The sequence below is a fragment of the Alicyclobacillus tolerans genome (assembly GCF_900142255.1).
Lineage (GTDB): Bacteria > Bacillota > Bacilli > Alicyclobacillales > Alicyclobacillaceae > Alicyclobacillus_I > Alicyclobacillus_I tolerans.
Window position 1 is genome coordinate 1 of record NZ_FRAF01000006.1, and the last position, 23,089, is coordinate 23,089.

At 40.4% G+C, this 23,089-nt stretch carries 18 protein-coding genes; 6 read left to right on the top strand and 12 right to left on the bottom strand.

Annotated features, from left to right (window positions below; translation table 11 throughout):
- The first annotated feature begins 419 nt into the window (after nt 1-419).
- Nucleotides 420-2,129 (top strand): ATP-binding protein, encoded by a 1,710-nt coding sequence (locus BUA75_RS04330; protein ID WP_072873370.1) that lies wholly within the window; start codon nt 420-422, stop codon nt 2,127-2,129.
- A gap of 105 nt (nt 2,130-2,234) precedes the next feature.
- On the opposite strand, the gene BUA75_RS04335 is transcribed toward BUA75_RS04330, so the two are convergent.
- The 5 genes from BUA75_RS04335 to BUA75_RS04355 all read right to left on the bottom strand — a co-directional run bounded on the left by BUA75_RS04335 (nt 2,235) and on the right by BUA75_RS04355 (nt 8,793).
- A complete protein-coding gene (locus tag BUA75_RS04335; RefSeq protein WP_072873371.1) occupies nt 2,235-3,215 on the bottom strand; it encodes an aldose 1-epimerase in 981 nt (326 codons plus the stop codon).
- Nucleotides 3,216-3,239: 24 nt separating this feature from the next.
- The gene (locus BUA75_RS04340) at nt 3,240-4,586 is read right to left on the bottom strand and encodes a sugar porter family MFS transporter (RefSeq protein ID WP_072873372.1); all 1,347 of its coding nucleotides are present in this window, start codon (nt 4,584-4,586) and stop codon (nt 3,240-3,242) included.
- Between the two features lie 36 nt (nt 4,587-4,622).
- On the bottom strand, nt 4,623-6,158 hold the full coding sequence (xylB, locus tag BUA75_RS04345) for a xylulokinase (RefSeq protein WP_072873373.1): 1,536 nt from the start codon (nt 6,156-6,158) through the stop codon (nt 4,623-4,625).
- 5 nt (nt 6,159-6,163) lie between these two features.
- Nucleotides 6,164-7,480, bottom strand: a complete 1,317-nt coding sequence (gene xylA, locus BUA75_RS04350) for a xylose isomerase (protein ID WP_083574075.1) — start codon at nt 7,478-7,480, stop codon at nt 6,164-6,166.
- Between the two features lie 170 nt (nt 7,481-7,650).
- The gene (locus BUA75_RS04355; RefSeq protein WP_207549706.1) at nt 7,651-8,793 is read right to left on the bottom strand and encodes an ROK family transcriptional regulator; all 1,143 of its coding nucleotides are present in this window, start codon (nt 8,791-8,793) and stop codon (nt 7,651-7,653) included.
- A 315-nt stretch (nt 8,794-9,108) separates the two neighbouring features.
- On the opposite strand from BUA75_RS04355, the gene BUA75_RS04360 reads away from it, so the two are divergent.
- Complete coding sequence (locus tag BUA75_RS04360; protein WP_072873376.1) at nt 9,109-9,486, top strand: SPW repeat protein; 378 nt, start codon at nt 9,109-9,111, stop codon at nt 9,484-9,486.
- 60 nt (nt 9,487-9,546) lie between these two features.
- Here the strand turns inward: BUA75_RS04360 and BUA75_RS04365 are convergent, their stop codons facing one another.
- The 4 genes from BUA75_RS04365 to BUA75_RS04380 all read right to left on the bottom strand — a co-directional run bounded on the left by BUA75_RS04365 (nt 9,547) and on the right by BUA75_RS04380 (nt 13,875).
- The gene (locus tag BUA75_RS04365) at nt 9,547-10,848 is read right to left on the bottom strand and encodes an MFS transporter (protein ID WP_072873377.1); all 1,302 of its coding nucleotides are present in this window, start codon (nt 10,846-10,848) and stop codon (nt 9,547-9,549) included.
- 152 nt (nt 10,849-11,000) lie between these two features.
- Entirely contained in the window at nt 11,001-12,143 is a 1,143-nt protein-coding gene (locus BUA75_RS04370) for a CaiB/BaiF CoA transferase family protein (protein ID WP_072873378.1), read from the bottom strand.
- Between the two features lie 47 nt (nt 12,144-12,190).
- Nucleotides 12,191-12,955, bottom strand: a complete 765-nt coding sequence (locus BUA75_RS04375) for an enoyl-CoA hydratase/isomerase family protein (protein WP_072873379.1) — start codon at nt 12,953-12,955, stop codon at nt 12,191-12,193.
- Between the two features lie 95 nt (nt 12,956-13,050).
- The gene (locus BUA75_RS04380) at nt 13,051-13,875 is read right to left on the bottom strand and encodes a hypothetical protein (protein ID WP_072873380.1); all 825 of its coding nucleotides are present in this window, start codon (nt 13,873-13,875) and stop codon (nt 13,051-13,053) included.
- A gap of 103 nt (nt 13,876-13,978) precedes the next feature.
- Between BUA75_RS04380 and BUA75_RS04385 the strand changes: the two genes are divergently transcribed.
- Nucleotides 13,979-14,680, top strand: coding sequence for a GntR family transcriptional regulator (locus BUA75_RS04385; protein WP_129583517.1), 702 nt, complete (start codon nt 13,979-13,981; stop codon nt 14,678-14,680).
- A 47-nt stretch (nt 14,681-14,727) separates the two neighbouring features.
- Here the strand turns inward: BUA75_RS04385 and BUA75_RS04390 are convergent, their stop codons facing one another.
- Nucleotides 14,728-16,644: an ABC transporter ATP-binding protein gene (locus BUA75_RS04390; RefSeq protein ID WP_072873381.1), complete on the bottom strand. Its 1,917-nt coding sequence runs from the start codon at nt 16,642-16,644 to the stop codon at nt 14,728-14,730.
- A 199-nt stretch (nt 16,645-16,843) separates the two neighbouring features.
- Here BUA75_RS04390 and BUA75_RS04395 point away from each other — a divergent pair, with 199 nt between their 5' ends.
- Entirely contained in the window at nt 16,844-17,866 is a 1,023-nt protein-coding gene (locus BUA75_RS04395; RefSeq protein ID WP_072873382.1) for a LacI family DNA-binding transcriptional regulator, read from the top strand.
- Here the strand turns inward: BUA75_RS04395 and BUA75_RS04400 are convergent.
- Both BUA75_RS04400 and BUA75_RS04405 read right to left on the bottom strand, forming a co-directional pair.
- Nucleotides 17,835-19,331, bottom strand: a complete 1,497-nt coding sequence (locus tag BUA75_RS04400) for a gluconokinase (protein WP_072873383.1) — start codon at nt 19,329-19,331, stop codon at nt 17,835-17,837. The genes BUA75_RS04395 and BUA75_RS04400 overlap by 32 nt on opposite strands.
- An 80-nt stretch (nt 19,332-19,411) precedes the next feature.
- Nucleotides 19,412-20,701, bottom strand: coding sequence for an MFS transporter (locus BUA75_RS04405; RefSeq protein WP_072873384.1), 1,290 nt, complete (start codon nt 20,699-20,701; stop codon nt 19,412-19,414).
- A gap of 294 nt (nt 20,702-20,995) precedes the next feature.
- Between BUA75_RS04405 and BUA75_RS04410 the strand changes: the two genes are divergently transcribed.
- Both BUA75_RS04410 and BUA75_RS04415 read left to right on the top strand, forming a co-directional pair.
- Entirely contained in the window at nt 20,996-21,430 is a 435-nt protein-coding gene (locus BUA75_RS04410) for a hypothetical protein (protein ID WP_072873385.1), read from the top strand.
- Between the two features lie 280 nt (nt 21,431-21,710).
- Nucleotides 21,711-22,913, top strand: a complete 1,203-nt coding sequence (locus BUA75_RS04415; protein ID WP_370541570.1) for an MFS transporter — start codon at nt 21,711-21,713, stop codon at nt 22,911-22,913.
- Nucleotides 22,914-23,089: the final 176 nt, after the last annotated feature.

Genomic DNA, 23,089 nt, shown 5'->3' on the forward strand with positions numbered 1-23,089 from the left:
TACGTGAGATATCTAGACTGGCGGCGATAGCTCGACGACTCATTCCTCCTTCATGGTACAGACGTAAGATTTCCTTGAGCTTTGGCATGGGCAACCTCCATTCAGCCAAGACAGTGCCTCCTTTCGCGGATACAACAAAATCCGACAAAAGGGGTAAGTTCCCTGCTTGACTTGGTAGCCCACACAGACGATTTGGAGGAGCGAAGTGGGAAGGCCTTGAACGAGGATATTATCTGTCCAAGACTTTTCGGAATTGGTGTCCAAGAGTTATTGGAATAGAGGGCCGAGAGTTTTCGGAATTAACGTCCAAGACTTAACGGAATCCCTGTCCAAGAGATTCCGGAATATGCAATATGATAGTGGGAGGCGGACTGATTTTGTTTATCTACGGCAATGCGAGAAAGGTTCATTGAAAAGACATGTCTATAGAATCTTTGCTCAAGAAATTTTATTTATTAACCTTGTTTGTTTGTGGTTGCGTACTGACAGTCATGTCATTCATCAAACATCCAACTCACTTAGATCTCAATTTAATTGGGATTATTGCCTGTTCAGCCATTGCTGGAGCTTTCCCAATGATTCTTCCAGGCGGAATCGTCTGGGGGACTTCCGTATTGTTTTATATGCTCGCGCTATATGAGTATGGTTTGTACGTCACATGTAGCGCCATTTTCATAAGCACTTTCGCTACGTTTTTGCGTTTTAATCAATGGAACCTAAAAAAAATTCGCTGGTTTCGTTTTTTTTCCACACTTGGAATGTATTTTATCTCCGTTCTGTCTTCATTTGTTTTTATAGAATGGAAATCAGGAATAGAATCCTATATTCGTATAGTCCTTTCCATTTTTATTTTTGAAATGGTCAATTTACTTTTGTTTATACTCGTCACCCTATGCACACAACAATATAAAGGTAAGAACACGATCAAACCATTGACCAATAGCCTGCCACTTACCATCATCATGGCTCTTTTTCTTTCTTTAATCATAGACAACAAAAATTTGCCCAAATTAAGTGTAATTTTATTACTGATTCTCTCACTGGTTTTGCTCTCGCGCCAATATCAATTTTTTAGCAAAAAAGAACAAAGTCTTGAAAAAAAATACGAACTGATTGCCAATCATACAAGCGACTTCATATTCATCATTGATCGTTCATTTCACATTCTCTATGCTTCGCCTTCTTTTCAGCAGTTATTTTTATTAAATAAGAACGATTCTTTGAACTTTACATCCATCATTCACCCAGAAGATTTTTCTCAACTTGAGGAATATTGTCAAAGCAGACCGAACCATCCTCTACAAAAGCGCATAGAGATGCGACTTCTCCATCAATTCAAAGTGATTTATACGGACACCGCGATTACTCCCATTTGGGAGTCTGACCAAAAAGAACCAACCTCTTTTATGATCGTTTCCAGAGATATTTCGGAGACTATTGCCCAAAGAGAATATATGTTAAAAACAGAAAAGTTGGCCGTTATTGGAGAACTTGCGGCGGGGGTAGCTCATGAAATTCGCAATCCATTGACGGCAATCAAGGGATTTTTACAACTATTCAGACAAGATCTTCAACAAGTTTCAGCACGTACCTATGATCTGATCTGGTCTGAATTGGAACGTATTGAAGACATTACAACAGAGATGTTGCTATTGGCCAAACCCCAAAAAAACACACATAAAGTTTTTCATTTATCTAAACAAGTCCATCAATCCATTACCTTTTTGACTGCTCTGGCGAATTCCAAAAGTATCTTAATTGAACAGCATATAGAAGAAAATCTGTATATTAACGGAGATTCTCATCAAATGAGAAAACTTATTATGAATCTAGTAAAAAATTCTATAGAATCTATTCAAGAAGATCCCGGAAATATTCAGATCCGATTGTTTCGTCATTTGCATTGGGCGATTTTGCGAGTGGTCGACAATGGCATAGGAATGAGCGAAGATACTATGAAAAAAATCATGAATCCCTTTTATACGACCAAAGAAAATGGGACTGGGTTAGGAATGACAATCGTGCAGAGAATCGTTGAAGAACACAATGGCATGATAGAAATTCAAAGCTCAATTGGACAAGGAACGACTATAGAAATTAGGATTCCTATTTCGACAGAAAATTTCTAAGTAATCATTTTTTAATAAATGACCTTGTTAGGTTGTCGGTTTGAATTCATAAAACCAACAACCTAATAAGATCTTTAACCAGCAAAGATACCTGTTGAAAAAATGTTACATGAAAAAAGTTTCTGCGTATAAACGACTTCTTGCTGTCCAAACTCCGTGTGGCTCGATAAAAATTATCCCCGTTTCCTCAGTTGGAAGAGCGACATTAGGTGCATTTCCTATACAAGTTTGAGGTTCTACACAGAAAATATCACCGGAAGCCTTATTGTTCCATATCATCCAGAAGCGATATTGACGATCTGTCTCATAGATGAAACGAACACCTAGTCGTTGATCCGTTAAAATCGCACGTTGAGAATCTTCCCTTTCTTTCGCAGAATAGAGATTGTCCATGATAGAATCAAACGGATATATTCCATTTTCATCCATTTGCTTTTCCCACGAGTTTAGTGATAAACGCCGGCCTGTTGGCAACATGCGCTCGTTCAATTCCCAACGCTGTTCTATATCTGCCTGAAATCGATAATCTAGAGGAGCACTTTGCGTATGAAACGGTATTTGCAGCGAAGTATGAAATCCTAACATACAGGGCATAGGTTCATCTCCGTGATTCTCCATCCGTGCTTCTTGATGCAAGCCTAATGAATTCAGTTTATATTTTAAAATCAAAGAAAAGTCATGCGGCCAAAACTCATAAAATGGATGCCCAACTTTAATCTCCTGACACAAAATCACATAATTTTCTCCCATATCTAGAACATCCCACGGCAAATGATACAGTATGCCATGTAAATGATTTTGATATTCAGGCTCATTCATGGGTAACTGATACTGTTTTCCTAATAGTTTGAAACGACCGTGATCATACCGATTCGGGGGAAACAAAACGGGTATCCCAAAACGTAGAGGAGAATGTTTAAATGCATCCATTCTATTTTCGGGTTCTCTAAGAAATCTTAATGATTGGGCAGGTTGACGAAGAGCAACCAAATTTCCTCCCCTTTTTGGTAACAAAATGGCTTCATAACCATCTGCCGTAAGCTGAATAGCCTCTTCACCAGCATAAATCGTTTTTTGAACAGTCATGCGCCACCTCCTCAATAGGATAGGTTAAATTGCATTTGCCTGACCACGTTTTCGCAATTCCATTTCAATTTCTTCCAAACTCTTGCCTTTGGTTTCCTTGACCTTCAGAATCACAAAAATAAGTGCAAGCACTCCCATGGCACCGTATATCAAAAATAAATTACTGATGCCTAAACGAGAAAGCAGCCAGGGAAAAGTCAACGAAACGAGAAGATTGGCCACCCAATTCGTTACAGCTCCAATTCCCATACCTGTCCCGCGAATGCCAAGCGGAAAAATTTCCGATAGTAAGACCCACATGACTGGACCCCAACTGATGGAGAAAAAAAGAATATAGATGGCTAGACAAATCAAGGTAATCCATCCTGTCGCAACAGAATGAGCAAAAACTTTATTCATTAAACCAAGAATGAAAAGCGACAAGGCCATACCTATACTCCCACTGATTAAAAGTGGCTTTCTACCCACGCGATCAATCAGGCGAACTGCTATCAGCGTCATAACGACTTGCACAGAACCAATGCCAACTGTACCCAATATGGCTGCAGCAGAGCCAAGTCCAACCTTAGTAAACGTAGTTGGGGCATAATAAATAACCGTATTTGTGCCTATGACCTGTTGAAAAACAGCCAGTCCGATAGCCGTCCAAATAGCTGGTCTTACCCAAGGTTGTTTCATTTCACGCCAACCACCGTTTTCTATTTTGTTGGCTTGTTGAATCTCATGGATTTCCTGCTCCACATGGCTGGTTTTACGCAGATGTTGCAAAATTTCGCGCGCCTTTGTTTCTTGACCTTGTTTAAGTAAAAAACGCGGGCTTTCTGGCAAAAACAACATACCTAAAAAAAGAATAGCTCCCGGTACAAAAGCTAGTCCAAGCATCCAACGCCAAGCCTCACTGGCAGCAAAAATATAATCGACGATATAAGCCAGTAAAATCCCAACCACGATCATAAATTGGTTTAAACTTGACAATCCTCCTCGAATTTCAGTAGGGGCTGTTTCAGCTAAATACATTGGCACCATGGTGGAAGCAGCACCTACAGCTAGACCAAGCACTATACGAAAGCTTACCAGATCTGTTGTATTCCCGGAAAACGCTGAACCAACAGCTCCTAAGCAGAAAATGAGAGCTGCCGCAAGAACAACTATTTTTCTTCCCACTTTATCGGCAAGAGGACCACTGATGGCCGATCCGATAATGGCTCCAATCAAAATTGCGCTGACTACTAATCCTTCCGTTATGGTAGTTAAATGAAGTGATTTTTTGATAAACAATATAGCGCCAGAAATGACACCTGTATCGTAGCCAAAGAGTAATCCGCCTAGGGCACCAAAAAAATAAATCAGTATATGATTCATCTTTCTCACGATATTTCTCTCCTCTCTTTTTCACTAGTCCACCACTTAACTTATGAATTTTCTATATAGAGGTTTGAGCAATTCGTATATTTCCTTATAAACCGCATATTGACGGTTATATAAATTCATTTCGTCTAACTGAGGATGATAAGTGTGTTTGCGCATAATCAGCAAATCGCATGCTGACTCCACATCCACAAAACACCCCGTTCCAACTCCAGCTAATATAGCCGCGCCAAACGCTGGACCTTCATCAGATTCTACAGTGTGCACGCTTCGTCCATATATATTCGTTTGGATGGAACACCAGAGATCGCTTTTGGCTCCACCGCCAGATAGACGAATTTCTTCAATAGGCAATTGTAAATCTTCAATTAAAGAGAGGCTGTCTCGTAAACTAAAAGACACACCCTCCATAATGCCGCGAACAAAATGAGCTCGTTTATGGCGAACTGTCACTCCGAAAAAAACGGCACGAGCATACGGATCTAAATGTGGTGTGCGTTCTCCCAGTAAATAGGGCAGATATACTAGGCCTTCACTGCCCGCTGCAACCTGTGCAGCCTCTTTGGCTAACAGATTATAAACATCCTCTGCCAAAGTTTCCGCCAAAGCCTGCTCAAGGGGTGCAAACTGTTTGGCATACCATTGAAGCGAACCACCTGCTGCCTGGGTTACTCCCATCACGTGCCATGCACCTGGAACCGCATGACAAAATGAATGGAGTCGTCCTTGTTCGTCCTGAACAATATTCTTCGCAAATGCAAATACCACACCCGATGTACCAATCGTGCTCGAGACCACACCTGAACGTACAATTCCGTTACCTACTGCACCCGAAGCTTGATCACCTGCACCAGCTACCACTTTTGTACCAATTTGCAGTCCTGTTTTGGCAGCTGCTGTTGGATTGACCGTACCTGTCAATTCTGGCGATTCTAACACCCTCGGAAGCCATTCCATAGGAATCTCAAGACGTTCGCACATCTCCTGAGACCAATGGCGATTTCTCACATCAAATAAAAGGGTTCCAGAAGCATCTGATACATCACTGGCATACTCTCCGGTCAAACAATAGCGAATATAATCTTTGGGGAGCAAAATCTTGGCTATTTTTTTGAAATGATACGGTTCGTGTTGACGTATCCACTGCAATTTTGTAGCGGTAAAGTTAGGTAAAGCAGGATTAGCGGTAAATCGAAGAATATGCGAACTGCCAATATGTTCATTCATCCAATCACATTCTGGTTGAGTTCTCTGATCGCTCCAGAGTATAGCCGGTCGAATGACTTTCCCATCACTATCGAGTACAACCAAGCTATGCATTTGACCTGTCAAACCTATTCCTTGAATGGAGTCAGAAGAACATCCAGAAATTTCTATAACTTTTCGTATTGCTAAGCATGTCTTTTCCCACCAAACTTCAGGATCTTGTTCAGCGAATAGCGGCCTTTCGTGCAACACTTCATACCTCTCAGTAGAGACGGCCAAAATATGGCCGTCTATGTCCATCAGCAGCACTTTCACTCCGGAAGTTCCAACATCGATACCTAACAAACATGACTTGCTCAAGCTTGTCATAAACTTCACTTCACTTCCAATAAATATTGATTTAATCGCGACAAAAGCAACTCTTGATAACCAGACTCAAATGAGTCGACGGGTTCGTCCAATATTTTCTCTTCCAAAGAAGCCAGTGTGGCACGTCCCTGGATAATGTCCTGACCCATACCGGATTGATAGCTTTGATATCGTTTCGCTATTGCTTCTTCAAATACTTTATCTTTGATTAAACTAGCGGCTACTTTCAGACCTCTTGCAAAACTATCCATACCCGCAATATGCCCATAAAAAAGATCAAGAGGGGTCATGGAAGTTCTCCGGACTTTTGCGTCAAAGTTTAATCCACCTGTTTGGAAACCACCGTTTTTAAGAATTTCATACATAGCTAACGTAGTGCTGTAAAGATTCGTAGGAAACTCATCTGTATCCCAACCAAGCAGCGGATCGCCCTGATTCGCATCTACAGACCCCAGCATGCCGTGGACTCGGCTGTAACGCAGCTCATGTTCAAATGTGTGACCCGCTAATGTTGCATGGTTGGCTTCAATATTAAGCTTAAAACGCAAATCTAATCCGTATGTTTTAAGAAAGGCTAATGTACTGGCTGCATCAAAATCATACTGGTGTTTAGTGGGTTCCTTCGGTTTGGGTTCAATTAAAAATTGTCCTCGATAACCAATGTCATCTGCATAATCGCAAGCCATCTGTAACAATCGAGCGTAGTTGTCCATTTCAAATTTCAAATCCGTATTAAGAAGTGTTTCATAGCCTTCCCTTCCTCCCCAAAATACATAATTTTCAGCACCAAGTTCCTTAGCGATTTCCAAGCTCTTTTTCACTTGACCTGCCGCATAAGCAAATACTCGTGCATCTGGTGAAGTCGCCGCACCATGGGCAAAACGGGGATGAGAGAAGAGATTCTGCGTATTCCAGAGTAATTTAATACCTGTAGATTGCATGTATTCTTTTATCATGGTAACGATTACATCTAAATTGCGATTGCTTTCACGTAAAGTTGCTCCTTCGGGGGCAATGTCGCGATCGTGAAAACAAAAATACCCTACATGCATTTTTTGAAAGAATTCAAATGCTGCTTCAACTCTTTTTTTAGCCAAATCAAGCCCACTAAATGAATTCCAGGAACGTTGCATGTTGCCCATTCCGAATGGATCATTACCCGCTAGTGTAAAAGTGTGCCAATAAGAAACTGCAAAGCGCAAGTGATCCTTCATTGTTTTCCCGAAAACGATTTCATCGGGATGATAATACTTAAAGGCTAACGGATTTGTCGATATAGCATCTTCAAAAGAAATTTCTTTAACTTCAGGAAAAAATTCCATCTCAAAACCTCCAGCATTAGATATTGTGTGCTGCATATCACTTCAACTCAGAACAGAAAACGGGTTTAGACAACAAAGAATCATTCTCAATTTAGTTTGTTTAAGAAACAAACTAATAGTAGCGCAAGATATATTTTTTTTCAATTGCCTATTCAAAAGGTTTTTAGTGTTTAAAGTATCGTTGGTTTAGCAAAACGATGATCGATGACTAAAGAAGCTGCTCCAAGTGAAATCGCATTTTGACCGAGTGTAGACCATTCTAATTTCGTGTGAAAAAAAGAATCGACCATGGATTTAGAAAGAACAGGTTGCATCGCTTCCCAAAGCAAGGATTGAAAACGGGTAATTCTCCCTCCCACGATAACACTTTCCGGATTACAAGTATGGATTAAGTTATTTATTCCTGTGGCCAAATACCTACCAACCGAAGAAATCGCTGCTTTAGCCAAAACGTCTCCATTCTCTGCCCGTTGAAAGATTTCTTCCACCGTCGATACCTCTTTACCTGATTTTTGCTGAAAGATTTCTATTAAAGATTTCTCTGAGGCATACATTTCCAAACAGCCCCTGTTCCCGCAAGAACATAGCAATCCATCCACTACTACCACCATATGACCAACTTCTCCTGCTATGCCTCCACTTCCCCGCATCAACTGTCGATTCACAACAATACCGCTACCAAGTCCTGTGGTTACACTTAAATAAACAAAATTTGAATAATTTTGTCCTTTACCTAACCATTGTTCAGCAATGGCTCCCATATTAGACTCATTATCAATAAAAACAGGCAAATCTAAATGTGCTTCAAGCATTTTACGTAAAGGAATATTTATCCAATGCAAATTAGGCGCGTTCCATACCACACCTTTCTTAAAATCTACCAGTCCTGGAACAGCTATTCCCACACCAATCACACCTAACGGGGATGAAGGTGCTGATTGAACTATTTGTTGAACCACATCGACTACTTGATACACCGTTTGCTCAACTTCCATACCCACAGGAGATGCAATCACCAGAGATTTTTCTAATTTGCCAAGTAAATCTATCAATAAAAAACGAACTTCATGAAGATCAATAGCCACGCCTACAGCATAGCCAGCTCTACCATTAAAACCGAGCATACGTGGCCTCCGTCCCACAGCAGAAGGACCTGTACCGAGTTCAATGACAAGTCCTTCGTGGATGAGTTCATCAATCAAACTGGATACAGTTGCTTTATTTAAACCTGTTATTTCAGAAATACGCGCACGTGAAACGGGATGTTGACTACGTATGATATCGGTGACAATTGATTTATTAATTTCTTTCATCAAAGTTTGATCTCCAGTTCTCATAACCCACTACCTATCATTTTAGAATTTGAAAAATCATATCACAGGACCGTTCTAAACCAAAGAAACCGAGATTTTCGAATTGCTCGATCGCGGTTTCCAGAAAATTTTCGCTTAAAAACATACGTAATGATGAGAAATTCAAAGATTGGTTAAGAAAGAAAAAGAGATAGGAATATCTTATTAAATTTTATTCTCTTTTTCGTCTAATTCGATTAAAACCAACCTTGAAGAGTTCATGGATAAGTTTTAATTTACTTTATGTAAACCAAATCTTTTGGGAGGTGTGGTTATATGAAGTGGAGAAATGGATTACTTGCCCTAATTGGTATTTGGTTTATCATTTCACCGTGGGTCTTCCACTACACCAATCACACATCTGCTCTTTGGTCAAGCATTATTCTAGGCGCAATTCAACTGATTGCATCTGGATGGGCAACATTTATGCAGAATAGTTCCGGTTGGAAAGTTTGGCAAACATGGGTTTCCCTGATTATGGGTATTGGTTTCATCATTCAACCGTTCGTACTATCCATGGATACTAAAGAAACATGGACAAGCGTCATTTTAGGAGCTATAACCATTCTGCTCAATCTTTGGACGATGGCTGGCAAAGATACAGAACTAAAGATAAACTCCAAATCAACTCCAGGTAAACATGCCCATGCGTAAAAAACTTCAATGAACAGGTCGATCTTTTGACTAGATCGACCTGTTCTGATTTGCATCACATTATTCTGGAAGAGAATCCCCTCTTGTTTCTTTTGCTGCTGGTATGATGAGTATACCAATTAAAAATGCAATTGACGTCAATGCTACCGGTATTCCAAGTGTTCCCATTTGGTGAACCAGTGAACCAATGATAAACGTTACAATCGCACCAACAAACCGACCAATCGAAGTAGTAAATGCAAAAGCACTAGCTCTCCTATCTGTAGGATATTGTTCAGGTAGCCATAAACTAAACATTGCAAAATTCCCTCCACCAAATCCAAGAAAGAACAGGATGATCATAAATGGCGCAAGCCCATGTGGTAAATAGAATGCCCACCCAAAAGAGAGAATGATGCTGACAATCATCACTGCAAAATAGACTGCTAAAGCTTTTTTCCGACCTATTTTCTCCGCCAGAGGAACTAGCAAAATACATCCTAGAATTGTTCCAATTGATAAAATAGCTGTTCCATAAGATGACATGTGTACAGGCGCGAGTCCTTTCATTCCAGTTTTTGTTGCTAGTTGGATAATAGCTGTTGGTTCATAAACTGACCCTGCCCAGAGTCCAATGATAGCTACAGTTAGTAGTAGAGAATTAATAAGCGTACGTTTACGATACTCAGGTGTAAAAATTTTAGATAAAGGCTGATGATTCTTCGTCTTTTGAATTACTTTTGTAAATTTTTCCGGTTCTTTTACACTTGCTAGTACCCAAAAAGATACTAGAGCAGGAACAATACCTACAAAAAACATGGCTCTCCAGCCGAATGATGCTCCAATTGTATAGTTCAAAGCGGCAGCCACAAAAAATCCAGCATAGTAACCTGTTTGTAAATATCCTGCCCCCATTTTTCTTCTATCCTCAGGCCAAGATTCTGCAACAAAAGTACCAGCCATTGACCATTCACCACCAATACCAATACCCGCCAAAGTCCGAAAAATAGCCAATTCCCAAATATTATGTGCAAACCCGCTTAAACAGGTAAATACAGCATAGACAAGAATCGTTAACATCAATGACTTGGAACGTCCAAAACGATCTGCTATGGGTCCCCATAAAAACGATAGACCCCAACCAACCAAAAATAGCGCAAACAAGATAGAACCGTACAGAGCAATATTACTAGCAGTAGACTGAATACCAGACATAGGAAGCAATTGTTTCATAGCTGGAGTCAATACGAGTGCATAGATGACTGAATCCATTCCATCCATCAACCACCCACTCCAGGCTGCCCAAAATCCATTTATTTGTTGACGATTTAATTTAGTTTTTATGGATAAAGGAGCACTTGCAACTTGAACTGACGAACCCATCCTTCCTACCTCCCTTATTCTTCAACAAATCGCATCGTATATCAGATAAAAATAAATTTATATAGATTCGAATATTCAGATTTATTTTGCGTTACTTTCTCTTTCATCTCCTCTCTGTTGTAAACTTGTTTTACTAGGAAGAAAAAATGACCCTACATGATTTGGATAGCTTGCAAGATGGTTTCAGTATGTTCGCCAAGAAGCGGTGGCGGATTATCTTTAATTTTATTTTCTGTCTCATTCAAAAATTTAACGGGTGTGGCCACTTGTTTAATTTCTCCTGCCACAGGGTGGTTTACAGTAAAGAGCATGTTTCTCTCTATAACGTAATTATCAGCATATAAATCTGATAATTTGTAAATAGGCCCACATGGTATCCCATGTTGACGAAGTATTTGAATCCACTCAGAAACCGTTTTAGTTTTAAATATTTCCTGCAACAACGGAATAAGAATATCTCTTCTTGTAACACGGTCTGGATTAGTCTTAAATCGTTCATCGTTACCTAACGCACCTATTGCGAGACAAAATTTTTCCCACAATTTATCATTTCCAACCGCTAAATTAAAATAACCGTCGCTTGCTGAAAACGCCTGATAAGGGCATATATTTGGATGCGCATTTCCCATCGGTTTAGGGTCATAACCACTCGCAAAAAAATTACCTGCAGCATAGGTTTGAAAAGCCATCATGGATTCTAGCAGTGAGACATCTATCCACTGCGCTTCAGAAATATAACGTCTTTTTTCTAAAGCTGTTAAAATACCAATAATCGCCCACATGCCTGCACTAATATCTGCCAAAGAAAATCCAGGCTTAACTGGCTCACCATCTGGATATCCTGTCACAGCCATTAAACCGCCCATACCTTGAGCAATCACATCATAACCTGGTTCATCTCTATAACGACCCGTTTGTCCAAAACCAGATATAGATGCAAGTATGATGGTTGGGTTCCATTTCTTTAAGTTTTCAAATCCAAATCCAAGTTTCTCTAAAGTACCTGGTCGAAAATTTTCAACTATGATATCTGCATTTTTTACTAATTCAATAAGCCTTTGTTTACCAACTTCAGACTTTAAATCAAGAACCACACTTTTTTTATTTCTGTTTACGCTCATAAAGTATGCGCTTTCACCTTGAATAAACGGAGGTCCCCAAGTTCGTGTATCGTCTCCATTTGGTGGCTCGATTTTAATTACTTCCGCACCGAGATCAGCAAAATACATTGTACAAAAAGGGCCACTTAATATTCTTGTCAGATCCACAATACGGATATTTGAAAACGCATACATACGCTACCCTCCCATTGTGTCTATCTAACAAGTTTTTTGATTTACATCTAGAAATGTGCTGGTCGTTTTTCAGTAAACGCGCGTACTCCCTCTTTAAAATCATTGTTATCAACCCAATAACCTGTTTCCATCTGCATACCCGATAGGACAAGATTCACATTTTTCTTTACCGCAAGCAAAGATGCTCTTGACTGTAATAGCATTCTCCTGGCTAATGAAATCGTTTCACTATCTAATTTTTCGCTTGGTACAAGATAATTCAGAATTCTTAGTTCCATTGCCTGGTTTGCTTTATAACTGCGCGCGGTATAAATCAAATCTTTAGTTCGACTAGGCCCCAGTGTTTGTATCATTCTGCGTAGAAAAGGAGGCTGCAAAGTAATTCCAAGTTTTCCAACAGGCATTCCAAACATTGCATTTTCTGTACCTATCCTAACATCGCATGCTAACGCTAATATGAAACCAGCTCCAAAAGCAGGTCCGTTAATTGAAGCAATCGTAGGAATCGATACATTCTCAATAGCGGAGATAGTCTCTTCCATTGTTTCAAAAGCAATATTTGCCTGATCTACCGTTAAAACAGAAAATTCCTTAATATCGCTTCCTGCAGTAAAATCACTTCCAGCACCACGAATTACAAGTAATCTCGTTTTAGATGGCAGACTCACTACCCAGTTTTTCATAGTTTTCCACATATCTTGAGTTAATGCATTACGTTGACTAGATCTGTCAATTGTAATCACACCAATGGGTCCGGCAAGTTGAAATCTCAAGGTCCCCTGTTCATTAAATCTCTCCACTACAACCTTCACAGTTTCCCCCCATCCCTAATTGTCGATTGTCGACAATATATCATTGCGCAACGATTGATGTCAAACTATTTAAAGAATATTGATTATGATTTTTTTTATGTCATATGTGTTGGAGGACTGATTGAAACAATTTCTATAACGATATTGGGATAAGGAAACCCAAGTTTTTCTTGTAGAAAGTTGAATATATGTTGTTGAAGCCTCATGGATTCTTTACGTAAATCATTTTGCCATTTGGCATGTAATTTAATATGAAAATGACTCAAGTCATGATTCAATACAACCATTCGAGTCATATGAAAAGGATATTGATGAAATTCGATAAGATGATGAATGGATTGACTAACCGCTTGAGGATGAATGTAAACTCCCCCTTCCGCAAAAATAGGACGAACAACCGTAAATTCTTCATCCGTTTTTTTTAAATGGTGACTAACTTTTATACGATTAAGCATTTTTATCGCATAAGAGGCGATACGACTTTCCGCTTGAAGCTTCGACTGAAAAATCGGAACCGCATGCAATCCCTTTTGCCGCATTTCTAAAGCTAATAATTTTTCTTCAATATTTACAATTTCATCGATAGAAATCCATTTAATTTCATTTATATTTAAACCCAAACGAAAACATATTCTTTCAATCATTCTTTGTGAAGTTCCTAGAATAAGACATTTTGAGGGGTTATATTTTAGCAACGCACTGCGGACTTCTTGACAATGCAAAGTATCCATAAAAATTGCTCGACGTACAGCGTCTATCATAGTTTTCTCTAGTTTTGCAGAGTACCCGGCTTTGAGCACACCTTTATAAATCATAACCCCATCATCCAATATACATTCTATATTCATTTTTTGGGCAATCCATTGAGCATGATGGCTTTTGCCAGTCCCACTTCTACCATATAATCCATACAGTTTCATTGCACACCTCTAGGTTTCTGTAGTTCTTTGCAGGAATTGAACCTATTCTGTACAATACCTCTTTATAAAGTATAAAGTGATATTTCTATTTAAAAACAAGGTTGTGAATGAATTGGAACGAACCTATTTCACTGACAATAAATCCGAAGTATCACTTACAAATCCACTTCCTATGCAAATTGCTGACTGGTTGGCAGAACGTATCTTCAATGGCGAATTGCCAAGAGGACATCGTCTTAAAGAAGAAGAGTTAGCTTCTATGTTTAAAACGAGTCGAGCTCCGATACGCGAAGCTCTCTATTTATTACAATTGGATGGGTTAGTAGAACGGTTACCTAGGCGTGGTACAGTTGTACGAGAATATTCAGATGATGATATTCGTGATTTATACGAAGTAAGATCTATTTTAGAACTTTCTACCATCGATAGACTAATGACACGCTGGAACCATGAGATTTACAGTTCATTTCAAGATATTTTACATCAAATGCAGACTTCTGTAGTGGATGGAGACAATCAAGCCTATTCTCAATATAATTCCATGTTTCATGAGAGTCTATTTCAATTTTCCGGCAGTCAAATCCTCTTTAGACTTTATCAACAGCTTGGATACCCTCTCAAATATCTCTTGCAATTTTCAACACAAACAAAGGAGCAAATGGAAAAGTCCTATCTTGAACATGCTTCGATTATAGAAATGTTGCATCAGGGACGTTTTCAAGAAGCTAAAGAGATACTTGCTAGTAATGTAAAAAATGGCTTATGTCGTGTCATTGAATCCCGGCATTCTTTGAAGGAGAAGTAACTTTAGGAAGAGCCATTTCCTTTTTATTCATTGCAGACTCAGTTCTTCTAAGTGGCTTGCCATTGCTCTTGAAATTGAGTACGATACAGATTTTGATATAAGCTATTTTCTTGCAGTAATTCTTGATGCGTTCCCATAGCGACTACCTTTCCCTGATTCATAACAATGATATGATCGGCATTTAAAATAGTCGACAATCTATGGGCGATCACGATGGCTGTACGTCCAGCCAGCAATACGGAGAGCGCCTCTTGAATTTTCCGTTCGGTGATACTGTCAAGAGCACTCGTTGCTTCGTCTAATAAGACAATTTTAGGTTCTTGCAAAAGCACTCGTGCAATGGCCAGACGCTGTCTTTCGCCACCTGATAACCGATAGCCGCGTTCTCCTACTACTGTGTGAAATCCATCAGGTAGTTGTTCAATCGTATCTAAAATTTGCGCAGCTCGGCATGCTCGTCGCATTTCTTCCAAAGTAGCTTCTTCTTTTGCCATTTTTAAATTATGAAAAACCGTGTCATGAAAGAAAAATGGATCTTGGGGCACCAAACCAATTTGCGCACGCAAGGACTGCAACTTCAATTCACGAATATTCCATTCATCAAGATAGACAGTACCTTCAGTCGGATCCATAAAACGCGGTATGAGCTGCAGAAGAGTTGTTTTACCTGCCCCGCTTGGGCCAACAAGGGCTACTGTTTCACCAGATTTCACATGGAATGCAATATCTTGCAAGGCAAACTGATGCGATTGGGTAAGCGAATCTTCTTCATGTGAATCATTGACGTCCTCTTTCACAGATATTGCAGATAACTGTTTTTCTCGAAGCGGGTAACGATAGGATACGGCTTGCAGAGTCAGATTACCTTCAATAGCATCAGCAGGAATGGTCAATGGACCATCAACAACTTCTGGAGCTTGATCGAGCAAAGAAAAAATGCGGCGAAATAAAGCAATGGACGAAAGCAGATTGACATGAATTTGCGCTAATTGACTAAACGGACCATAAAGACGCCCCAACAAGGTAGTAAATGCAACAATTGCGCCAAGTTGCAAACGATGGTGAATAACCAGCCACCCACCATATCCCCATAGGGCGGCAGGCCCAATAGCAGAAAACATATTGATCCACATAAAAAGCCATCGACCAACAAGAGATTGACGAACCTGCAAATCACGCAAGACATGATTAGTTTCAGCGAATTGTTTTTCTTCAGCCTCTTGTCGATTTAAAATACGAATTAAAAGAGCACCACTAACACCGAGTGTTTCACTTAATTGGACAGTTAATTTGGCAAGCCACTGTTGAATTTCTCCCTGTAATTTCTGACGAGTCATACCTACGCGTTGGGTGGGAATAACAAAAGCTGGAACGACAATCAGCGAAAGAATAGCCAACTGCCAATTCATACTGAACATAAAGACGAGTGTTGAGGCAATGGTTAAAGCACTACTTACAAAACCAACCAGTGTATTGGTTACGACGTTTTGAATGGCTGTTACATCGTTGGTTACACGGGAAACTAATTCTCCCGCTTGACGAGAAGCAAAAAAATGGACACTTTGCAGTTGAAGATGCCGAAATAAATCCATTCGATAGTCAGCCATTACATTTTGCGCAATGAGATTGCTCAGCCAAGTCTGAACCACGCCCAGCAATCCGGTAACTACAGCGGTTAATACAAGAGCTACAGTGTACTCCATGACAACTTTCAAATTGCCTTTAAGTATACCGAGATCGATAATGCGTTGAGTCAAAGATGCGGGCAACACCCCACCTATGGAAGTGGCAAGAATCACGAAAATCACAACAATAGAAAGTGGCCAATAGGGTAGAAATGCTCGCAAGGCTCTGCTTAATATTTTCCAATCAAAATGTTCTTGTTTGGCCAACTCGCGCATTTTCCATCGATCAGCGCCATGACCACCCCCGCCAAGTCCTAAACCGCGAAATTCAGCATGCATAAGAGAAGAATCACTCCTGTTAAAACAAAGCTTTTTCAGTTTGCCATATTTATTCTAGAATCAATCTTGCTATATATCCAGTCTACAGCCCTATCAAACCGAAGCGTTGTTGAGTACAGATTGACCATAGACATTTTGCCCAACAAGCGTTTGTCACCCCTACATGATATGATGGATAAGCTGGATGGAGGGATAGCATATGGTAAATTTCAAACGGGTTACCATTGAAGATGTTGCACGTGAGGCGCAGGTATCGATTACTACAGTATCTCGCTATTTAAATGGACATTATGAATATATGAGCGAGAAAACCAGAATGAAAATTGCCAATATCATACAGCGTCTCGAGTATCGTCCCAACATCATGGCGCAAGGACTTAAAGCCAATCGGACAAAACAAATAGCCGTTGTTGTGGTCAACATCAGTTACCCGTTTTGTGCCTCTGTCATCCGTTCACTTTCAGAGGTCATGGCACCAGCCGGATATGGATTGCTGGTTTTTGATAGCAACGGAGATAAGCAAAGAGAACGAGATTTCTTATTATCTTTGCGCAGTCAAAATGTCGATGGTATCGTTATTCAAACAAATGGAGCAAATGCAGATTTGTTGCAAAATATTTCTAAAGAATTGGCGTTGGTCATGATCGATCGACGCATAGATATTGCAAATGCTGCCAACGTAGTTACCAACAATGAGCAGGTTTCTTATGATGTAACCCATTATTTGTTTACCACAGGCTACGAAAATGTAATTTATGTTACAGAGATGGAAAACGGAGTGAGTACTCGTGAAGAAAGACTACGTGGATATCGAAATGCCTGCCTGAAAGCGAAGCGTCAAGAATGGATAGAACGTCTGGATAAATCTAATGAAGAAAGTTACTTTCATACCGCGGAACGCATTCGTAAAAATATGAACGGTCAATCTTTTGCTATTTATACTGCCAATGGACTTCTTATGCTGCGACTCTACCCGTGGTTGCAGAAATTAGGAATCCAAACTCCAAATCCCATGGGACTGGCTACTTTTGACGATCCCGATTGGGCAAGCGTTACCACCCCTCCATTGACAAGTATACGTCAACCTACGGAAGAAATGGGACGCTTAGCAGCCAAACTTATATTAGAGAAAGTGGAAACGGGATCGACAGAAAATATGCCTGTATTACAGATACTTCCTTCCGAACTGATTATACGCGACTCGACGATGCTGAAAGATTAGATTCTAAAAGTTGACAATACGAACGAAATCGCTCATATTTCTCTGCGTATTCAACTTGCTTTTTTTTATTTGGAAAAGTGAATTCGAAAGGCAACCCCTCACTTATTTGATGATATTGAATGTCACCTGCAGCTAACATAGCCAGCTTGGCTGCTCCTCTGGCTGAGGCATCCCCAACATGACAACTGATTACGGGAAGTTGAAATATATCTGCGCACAATTGCGACATGAACGCGTTCTGCAACAACTTCCCTGATAAAATGAGTCGTTTCGGTTGTGCTCCAGCTTTCCGCAATCCTCCCGCAATCCAAAAAGCATTAAATACTATTCCTTCCAGAGCAGCGCGCAACAAATGAGAACGTTGATGTTCCAGACGCAAGCCAAGCCAAGCACCGCTCCAATCAGCATTCCATAAGGGTGCTCGCTCACCTGCCACATAAGGTAAAAATGTCAGATTGCCAGAATCCACTTGAGACGCTTCCTGTAATAAAATTTTCCACATATCGTTATCTTCCGATACTGAACTTCCTAAAAACTGTTGCAGAATCCAATCTACAATCACACCTCCACTGTTACTCGGTCCACCAACCACATAACGTTCATCGTTCAACACGTAAGTAAACGGTTGGTGCTGAAAATCAAAGATTGGTTTGTGAGCGGTCAACCGAACTGCACAACTTGTTCCCATTGTAATAACCATAGACTCTTCGTCTAAAGCACCCACGCCTAAATTAGCCAAAACTCCATCCGAAGCGCCAATATTAAATAGTGTATCGGACAAACCGGCCAACTTTAATTCAGAGTTTATCACTCCTTGATAAAGCTTCTTCGTTGGAACAATGCTTGATAACTGATCGCGCTGAATACCGGCGAGTGAAAGAGCTAATGGGTCCCAATCGCGGATATGCAAATTGTACATACCAGACGCTCCCGCCATAGATTCATCTACCACCCACTCGCCAAACCATTGATACCAGACAAACTCCTTCAAAGATACATAACGATTATGTTGATTTAAGAATGGGCTGGATTGGCGGCGCATCCATAACAATTTGGCTAAAGGAGACATTGCATGCAACGGTGTGCCTGTTGCTTCGTATAGTGTTTTACCAATAGGTTGTCTACGAAGCTGCATTGCCTCTTCGTTTGGTCGAGCATCCATCCAAATGGAAGCATACGTTAAAGGCTCACCCGCTTGATTGACTACAAGCAGGCTGTGCATAGCAGCACTGATACCTACTAAACGGACGGAAAAACCAGATTTTTTAGCGAATTGGGCCGCCTCAACCAATACCTTCCCTGTCGCTCTGGCCACTTCCTGAGGACATTGTTTAGCCGAACCATCCTCTTCGTGATGCGTTTTTACGGTATGACTAAACAACTGCAACATCTGGCCATTTTCATGAAACAAATTGGCTTTCACCGATGTTGTACCGAGATCGACACCGATCACACAATGCGTCATGGTATTCACTCCCATTCAATAAAGACCGCCGACCTATACAAGCAGGCCGGCGGCAATTCCAGCTTCATCCCAAACCACACTTAGAGACGAGATATTTGAGAACATTCCATCGGTTCAATCCGCCCAAGCAAAAAGACATAGGACAAAATACCAATGAGAAGCACTACAGCAGCTACTAAAAATCCTAGCGCAAAAGAACCTGTTCCTCCAGCAATAAATCCCGTGATGATGGGTGCCAAAATACCCATAATATTATTGACAAAGTTCATAATACTTCCGACTGTTCCAACTGTGCCTTTAGGCGCAATCAGAGCAGGGATACTCCAGCCGATGGGCGCTGAAAAGGCAAGGCCTCCAAGTGCAATAGAAATCCAGACAATAGCCACACTTGCATGAGATGTGAACGCAGCGCCTGCTACAGCTAGCCCAAATATCATCCCTATAACTAACAAAGTTTTGCGGACACGAGATCCATCACGACCAGAAGCAACCAGTTTATCTACAAGCCAACCTCCAATCCATAAATCCGTCAATGTGGCTACCACCCAAGGAATAATGGCAAATCCACTACTTTTTAAGACGGACATATGCATCTGTGTTTCTAAGTACCCTGGCAGCCAGGTAAGAAAAAGGTAAAATGCGTAGCCATAAGCAGCAAAACCAATGGTCAGGCCCCATACTTTACGCCGCCCCAAAAGATAGCCCAAATTGCGCATACTGCCACCTGGTGCTTCTCCTTCTTCTTGAGCTCCCCCTTCACGAATATAGCGTAACTCTGCCTCATTGATCGATTTAGATTCCTCGGGATCGCGATACCAAATCCAATAAGCTAGAAAATATAGCAGACTGAGAATGCCTGTCAGTATAAAACCGCCTCGCCAGCCCCATGCCGTCACGGCAAAAGCAACAATCGGTACGCCAATGACATTAGATAGCTTAGCTGCTGCATCGAACATTGAAGTTGCTCTGCCGCGCTCGATTATTGGAAACCAATATCCAGTCGCTTTGGATGCACCGGGAAAAGCAGGTCCTTCAGCAATACCTAGTAAAATCCTCGAAAAAATAATGAGTCCCATTCCACTGACAACAGCGGTCAAAAAAGTTGCCAAAGACCAAAGCAGCGTGCCAATACGCATAAGCCATTTCACACCCACTTGGTCTAGCAAAGCACCAACAGGAATTTGCACCAAAGCATAAGACCATGCAAATGAAGATAAAAGAATACCCATTTCTCCCTTGGTTAAATGATAACTGGACATCAAGGGTTTAGTGGCCACGGAGATATTGGTTCGATCAAAATAATTGATAACAATTCCTATTCCTATGAGAACCGCTATTCCCCATCTTACATTGCTTCTCTTACTGCTCATAGTCAGACCTCCTTTTAGCTTGGAATTGAAGGACGCAATAGCCATGGGTTCGACATGTTTTGAATGCGCTTACCTCCATCAATTTTTAGAAAACGTTTTAGTTAAACGTTTTCTATATCATATCCTATACATTCGAAATTTCAAGAGAGAATACCTACAACATGTTGCAAATGGAACAAAATTCGATACTTTTGGAACAATCGATCTTTCTAAAATGAAGGCATAAATAATGAAGACTTTGAAACGGTGAACAGGAAACCCATCGAGTAGTTCAATTTTAGGAGGCAGTTTATTTTGAAAATCATTATTTGGAAAAAAATATTTCATTTCAATGAGTTAGGTTTTCAAAAATTGATGGAAAAAGGCTGGGTCATTAAAGAAACTCTTTCATATATTCGTCTGCTTAGCGAAGAAGATCGTATAAATCCCTTTTATATTGTGCAAAGAATTTTTTACAGTCCTCATGAAGAATTAGAGTTTGGGATGATTCCGATGGGAGAATATCGATTTATTCGAACATTTTTTGATACAAAAGATTTGGATATATGGAAAAAACTCATGACTCATCCCGTATTAATTGAACTTATAGAGACTTATGGGGATCAAATTACACACCCTATGAGTACTATGAAAATCATAGAAGTTCCTAACGATATAGATTGGGAAATTGTTCCTCTTCAAGACCAAGAAATTGCTATTGTCGATAAACAACGAATCTGGAGCGCTTAATTGACCTGCGCAATATCTATAGCCATTGAAATCAAGGGGAATACCACATCCCCTTTATGATTTTGTTTACCTTAATATCATTACTTTTACCTACACTTCACAAAATTCCTCATCCAAAATCAATCACTTGAAATCAGAGCGGAATAGTATATGATGTATTTTGGTTCTTCGAGATCGATATTTTTTGAAGAACGCAGTTTCTCCCCCCAATATATTTCGTTTTACGAAATATATTGGGATTAATCACCACTTTATCCTCTATTTTAGCAAAAAGGAGTCGATTCAGTTGTCTTCTCACCTTGAAGATTTATCTGACACACGGCAGCCACTTTGGCATCAACCACTTGCTGTTTGGTCAGTAGCATTTGCATGTATCATTGCATTTATGGGTCTTGGTCTCGTCGATCCGATACTTCCAGACATTGCTTCTAAACTGCATGCATCCCCTGCTGAAGTTGAACTTCTTTTTACTTCCTATAACTTAGTAATGGCTTTAGCCATGGTCATTACCAGCGGGATCAGCAGCAGAATTGGCTACAAAGGAACGCTGATAGCTGGTTTATTACTGATTATTCTTTTTAGTGCGCTGGCTGGACACGCAGCCAATGTTGGACAAATCGTCTGGTTCAGAGCAGGTTGGGGACTGGGCAATGCACTTTTTATTTCCACTGCTCTGGCAGTCATTGTTAGCGTTGCAAACGGCGGTCCCGCGGGAGCCATTATTTTATACGAAGCCGCACTCGGACTAGGAATTTCTGTAGGTCCCTTGCTCGGTGGAGAATTAGGCGCTATCTCCTGGCGTGGTCCTTTTTATGGGGTAGCAGTATTGATGTGTATCGGTTTCTTGTTGACCTTAATTTTACTGAAGGGAAATCAACGTCCAGCTGCTCGACATAGCCTTATTGAACCTTTTTTTGCCTTACGTCACCGTGGGCTTCTTACTATGGGCTTGACTGCATTCTTTTATAATTTCGGATTTTTTACATTGCTTGCATACACACCCTTTGTCTTGCGGCTCAGTATTCATCAGCTAGGATACGTCTTTTTTGGCTGGGGCATTTGTCTAGCGATTACATCTGTTTGGATTGCTCCTCATTTACAAAAAAAGTTTGGTACCAGTTCGGTCATGATGACTGTACTCACACTGTTTGCTCTTGATTTGATTATCATGGCCGTATTTACGAATACTACAATGATTGTCTCTATAGCCGTTATTCTGGCGGGAGCTCTTTTGGGAATCAACAATACGCTGATAACTACAGCAGTTATGGTAGTTTCCCCATTTGAGCGTCCTATAGCTTCATCAGCTTACAGTTTTGTACGTTTTTTAGGAGGCGCTATTGCTCCTTGGCTAGCTGGAAAATTAGCATCATGGTACAACCCTCATATACCTTTTTATTCAGGTGCACTGGGCGTTATCCTTAGTGTTGTGATTCTTGCGATTGGCCGTAAACATTTAGCCAGCATTCCGCGTGGTCATTAATTCCTTTCTGCTCTATCATCAACTGACAATAAAGTATCGTCAAGCAAGTTGGTGATAGAGCCTCCTTATTCATATGCCACTTTCGAACAGCCCTCATTTTGAACGTCCATGACCCATTCATCGTTAAGCATTTTCTGATCAATTTTTAGATGTTCAATCCCATTCCATCTGTCTTT